Source organism: Candidatus Parvarchaeota archaeon, from assembly GCA_016866895.1.
Lineage (GTDB): Archaea > Micrarchaeota > Micrarchaeia > Anstonellales > VGKX01 > VGKX01.
Map to the genome: position 1 here is coordinate 1 of VGKX01000084.1, position 5,274 is coordinate 5,274.

At 46.6% G+C, this 5,274-nt stretch carries 4 protein-coding genes; 3 read left to right on the forward strand and 1 reads right to left on the reverse strand.

Annotation, left to right across the window (positions count from 1 at the left end):
• The 3 genes from dnaK to FJZ26_03915 all read left to right on the forward strand — a co-directional run.
• Positions 1-1,221: molecular chaperone DnaK (gene dnaK / locus FJZ26_03905; protein MBM3229551.1), on the forward strand; the 1,221-nt coding region annotated here is incomplete at its 5' end.
• Positions 1,222-1,265: 44 nt separating this feature from the next.
• Entirely contained in the window at positions 1,266-2,411 is a 1,146-nt protein-coding gene (dnaJ, locus tag FJZ26_03910; protein ID MBM3229552.1) for a molecular chaperone DnaJ, read from the forward strand.
• 47 nt (positions 2,412-2,458) lie between these two features.
• Positions 2,459-3,517 carry a methyltransferase gene (locus FJZ26_03915; protein MBM3229553.1) on the forward strand — a complete coding sequence of 353 codons (1,059 nt, stop codon included), beginning with the start codon at positions 2,459-2,461 and terminating at the stop codon, positions 3,515-3,517.
• Positions 3,518-3,553: 36 nt separating this feature from the next.
• Here FJZ26_03915 and FJZ26_03920 read toward each other — a convergent pair.
• Positions 3,554-5,274: DNA gyrase subunit A (locus FJZ26_03920; GenBank protein ID MBM3229554.1), on the reverse strand; the 1,721-nt coding region annotated here is incomplete at its 5' end.

A 5,274-nucleotide genomic window follows, 5' to 3' on the forward strand; every position in this document is an offset into this window, starting at 1 on the left:
ACAAATGACAAGATGGCAATGCAGAGGGTCAGGGAGGCAGCAGAAAAGGCAAAAATCGAGCTTTCAACTGTTTTTGAAAGCGACATAAATTTGCCGTTTCTTTCTGCAAATTCCCAGGGGCCAGTCCATTTTGCACACAAGCTTACCCGTGCAAAACTGGAGGAGATAGTCAGGCCGATAATCAATCGGTGCAAGGCTCCTGTTGACAGGGCTCTTGCTGATGCAAAGCTAAGCGCCGAGGGAATTGACAAGGTTATCATGGTGGGCGGGCCGACAAGGATGCCTGTTGTCCAGAGGTTTGTTGAAAGCATGGTCGGCAAAAAAGTTGAGCGCGGAGTAGACCCTATGGAGTGCGTTGCAATGGGGGCAGCAATTCAGGGTGGCGTGCTTGCAGGCGAGGTCAAGGACATCTTGCTTCTTGATGTGACCCCGCTGTCACTTGGAATCGAGACTCTGGGGGGCATTTTTACCAAACTGATTGAGCGGAACACGACAATTCCTACAAAGAAAAGCCAGGTTTTCTCCACTGCCTCAGATTCGCAAACATCAGTGGAAATCCATGTGCTGCAGGGGGAGCGGGCCATGGCCTCAGACAACATTGAACTAGGCAACTTCTCTCTTGTCGGCATTCCGCCTGCGCCAAGGGGCATTCCTCAAATCGAGGTGACCTTTGACATTGACGCAAATGGCATTTTGCATGTTTCTGCAAAGGACATGGCAACCAAAAAGGAGCATAAAATGCAGATAGTCGCGCCGCACAAAATGGACAAGTCTGAAATCGAGAGAAAAATGAAAGATGCGGAACAGTTTTCCGATGAGGATAAAAAGAAAAGGGAGAGTGCGGAGCTAAAAAATGAGGCCGAAGCCCTTGCGTACACTGCCGAAAAGACACTTGAAGAGTTCAAGGATAAGATACCTGCAGACAAGGCTGAAAAAGTGAAGAAGGCAGTAGAAGAAGTCAGGGCAAGCCTTGGGAAAGATTCTGTGGAACTCAAAGGCAAACTTGATGCCTTGAAAAAAATACTCCAGGAAGTCGGGGCTGACATGTACAAACAATCAGGACAGGGCCCGGGCAACCAAGGAGGGGGCCCTGGGGCGGGCAGTGCGGGTGGCGCCGGCGGGGATTGGCAAGGCGGCCCTACTTATGGAACTGGGGGTCAGGGTGGCGGCTCAGCAAGTCAAGGTGGCAACGTGCACGATGCCGAATTCAAAAAGGAATAGTCAGAACGACTAGTTCAGTAAATTCAATTTGAGGGGCGCATATATTGGCAACAAAAAGAGATTATTACGAAATACTCGGCGTGTCAAAAAATGCCAGTGCCGATGAGATAAAGCAGGCATACAGGAAACTTGCACTCCAGTTCCACCCAGACAGAAACAAGGACACTGGAGCCGAAGAGAAATTCAAGGAAATTTCAGAGGCATATGCGGTCCTTTCAGACAAGCAAAAGCGGTCAACTTATGACCAGTACGGGCATGCGGGCTTTGACCAGCGCTATTCCCAGGAGGATATTTTCAGGGGCGCAAATTTTGGGGACTTTGAAGACGTGTTCTCCAAAATGGGTTTTGGCTCAGGGGGATTCAATGATGTGTTTTCTTCAATGTTCGGTTTTTCAACTGGCGGCTCAAGGGGAGGATTTGGAAGGCGGCAGGGGGGAAAAGGGGAGGACCTGAGGGCCGACGTTGAAATCAGCCTTGATGAAGCGTTCAGGGGAGCAAAAAAACAAATAAGGGTCGAACATGACACATTGTGCAAAAAGTGTTCTGGAAGCGGAGCTGAACCTGGTTCTGACAGGATAAATTGCGGCACATGTGGCGGGCAGGGAAGGGTTCAGCAAGTCCAGAATCTTGGCGGATTTGGCAGATTTGTTAGTGTTGGCACCTGTCCGGCATGCAGGGGAGAGGGAAGCATTGTAGGAAATAAATGTGCAGATTGCAGGGGAAAGGGAAAGGAGAGAAAAGAGGAAACAATAACAGTCACAATTCCTGCAGGTGTTGAGGATGGCACTACGCTTAGGGTTGCCGGGATGGGCAACTCCGGTCGGGCGGGAAGCGGAGACATGTACGTTGTTGTTGGCGTTTCTGAAAACCCGCGTTTTTCAAGGGATGAGGACGATTTGCACACAAATCTCAGGGTTTCATTTGGCACAGCGGCCCTGGGTTCAACTGCTCAAATCGAAGGGCTGGATGGAAAACTGAGCCTTACAATACCCCAAGGCACTCAGGCAGGCGATGTACTCAGGCTTAAAGGTGAGGGGATGCCCAAGCTTGGCCGCAAGGGAAGGGGGGATTTGTATGTCAAAATCGCAATTGATGTGCCAAAAAACCTGTCTGAAAAACAAAAGGAACTAATCAGGCAGCTTGAGGGCCTTGAGAAGAAAAAAGGTTTGTTTGATTCGATGTTCAGATAAGCGAGCCAAATCCGATTTTACCCTGTTCCCAAATCCAAGGTTATTCAATGCATTTTTCAAAACTAATCAGTCGTGCAAACAAAAAATATTACTGTGACCCTAAAACCAGGATTTATTATGATTTTAAGACAACTTCCGGTGCTTGTGGGAAAACAGCCAGGGCATGCGCCATCATTGCAGCACAACTCATTAAGAAAAAAATCCCAAACCAAGTAAACGCAAATCACCCTCCAGCCGTATTCAGGATTGCAGAATTTGGGGTTGGCGAAGGCGATTTTGCTGCACATTTTTTGAAAAATCTGAAGAATATTGTTGGAAGTCCGCTATTTGCAAGCATAGAATACTGCCTTTGCGATTTTTCTGCCCCCCTTCTTGCAAAGGCAAAAGAAAAGCTTTCAAGGCTTGGATTTGGGCACATTTTGCAGTTCTGTCGCGTCAATCTTGCCTACTCGAAAAAATTCCCATATTCGCGAATAGGCAAGTTCGATTACGTTGTTTCAAATGAAATGTATGATGATTTGCCTGCACAGATGTTGTGCAATGATGCGGAGGTTTTGAAGGAAGTCATAATTGGCCCGGACTGCAAATTCAGGAAATTTGGGCCTAAAGCCCAAAGAACTCCTTTTGCAGGCAAGCCTTGGCTTCCAGATGGCTATTTCGTGGCATATAACAATGGCTGCATTGAAAATCTGAAAATCATATCAAAATGCTTGAAGGAAAACGGCAGGGCGGACATTTTTGATTATGGTTTTTCTGCCTATTCGCAAATAACCAGCGAACCTAAAGACTTTTGGAATTTCAATGTTGCAAGAAAATTCGGGACCCAGATTACCACTGATGTGAATTTTGTTGTTTTATCAAATGCAGCTAAAAAACATGGATTTGGAAGCAGTCTGGAGCTGCAATCAGAATTCCTCTCGAAAGTCTATGGAAAAAGGCATTGGTGCGTTGAACTTGATGACGGCCTTCACTATTTTTCAAAAAAGGAATTAAGAAACAAGCAAAACAGAAAAATGCTTGAACGGCAAGGCTATTCGCATGAATTTATTACAGGAAAGTTCTGCGAAGGAGAGGATTACTGGCATTTTGGGCTGAAGAAAAAATAAGCCGGCTAGGGCAATGCAAAACTTTTCAAACAACTTTCAGGCAATAATTATATTGTCTCTTTTTGGCGCAGGACTATTTGTTGGCGGCGTGTCTTGTCCCATGCTTTGAACTTGTGGGTTCTGATCTTCGGGCTTAGGGTCTTTTCCTGCAGTCTCCACTTCTCCTCCGGCATGTGTTCCATTGCCATTAAGAATCCGTTCAACTGCCGTTAGCTTTTCACCTTCATCAAGGCGCATGAGCCTGACGCCTTGCGTGTTCCTTCCTATGACGGATATGTCTTTTACTGGGCTTCGTATTGCCTTTCCGCCACTTGACAGCATAATTATTTCCTGTTCTTCAGAAACAGTGAGGATGCTAACAACATTCCCGTTGCGGCCCTCTGTTTTAATTGTGATTACGCCTTTGCCCCCTCTTCCCTGCCCCCTGTATTCGTCAAGGCTTGTCCGCTTTCCAAAGCCGTTTTCGGTTACTGTCAGAAGTGTTGGATATGTGTCAAGGGCCATTCCTATCACTTCATCCCCCTCTTCAAGCCTCATGCCAATAACCCCTTGCCCCGTCCTGCCTATCTCCCTTATTTCATTTTCGTCAAAGCGAATCGCCATACCGTGCTTTGAGCCCAGGATTATTGTCCGCTTCCCATCGGTCTTCATTGCGCCTATAAGAGTGTCGTTTTCCTTGAGCGTAATAGCCCTGATGCCGCCCCTTCTTGGCCTGGAATATTCCATCAGCGAGCTTCTTTTCACAATGCCTTTGCTTGTGGCCATGACAAGAAATTCATCCTCTTTGAATTTTGAAATTGGTATGGTTGCGCTTATTTTCTCTTCCTTGATTTCCAGGAGGTTAATGATTGCCTTGCCCATTGCGTACCTGCTGCTTTGAGGTATCTGGTAGACTTTCAGCCAGTGAACCTCCCCTTGGTTTGTGAAAAACAGCATGTAGTCGTGCGTGTTTGCAATTATCAGGTCTTTTATCTTGTCGTCCTCCTTTGTCTCTGTGCCTATTACCCCCCTTCCGCCTCTTTTTTGGGATCTGTATTCTGCGATGGGGATGCGCTTTATGTAGTCTGATTCCGTGATTATGATTGCAACCGTCTCTCGTTGTATCAAGTCCTCGTCCTGGATTTGGCCGTCATCCTGCATTATTTGGGTCTTTCTTGGCGTGGCATACTTGGCTTTTATGTCGTCCATTTCTTCAGAAATTATCTTGAGTATTTCGTTTTCGTCCGAGAGGATTTTATTGAGGTTTGAAATAGTCTGTTGCAATTCTTTGTGCTCTGAATCAATTTTATCCTGCTCAAGTGCGGTGAGCCTTGAAAGCTTCATGTCAAGAATTGCCACTGCTTGCTTTTCCGAGAGATTATATCCTGACATGAGTGTTTGCTTTGCGGCCAGAGTGTTTGGGGAGGCTTTTATTGCCTTGATGATGGAATCAATATTGCTTAGGGCAACCTTAAGGCCTTCAAGTATGTGGGACCTGTCATTGGCAACTTGAAGCTCAAACACGCACCTGTTTCTTGTTACTGTCTGCCTGTGCCTGATAAATTCGTCCAGCATTTGGCGCAGCGACAGAACTTTTGGGCCTGCGCCAACCAGGGCCAGATTAATTATTCCAAAAGAGTCCTCGAGCTGGGAATGTGCGTAAAGCTGGTTAAGAATTAGTTCAGGGTTCGCATCCTTTCGTATTTCTACTTCTATTTCCAAGCCTGCCTTGTCGGACCTGTCCTGTACGTTTGTAATGCCATCAATAATCTTGTCTT

What these genes read in the sequence shown, in the direction of transcription:
- FJZ26_03915 (MBM3229553.1), top strand. Translation starts at nt 2,459, where the DNA reads ATGCATTTTTCAAAACTAATCAGTCGTGCAAACAAAAAATATTACTGT.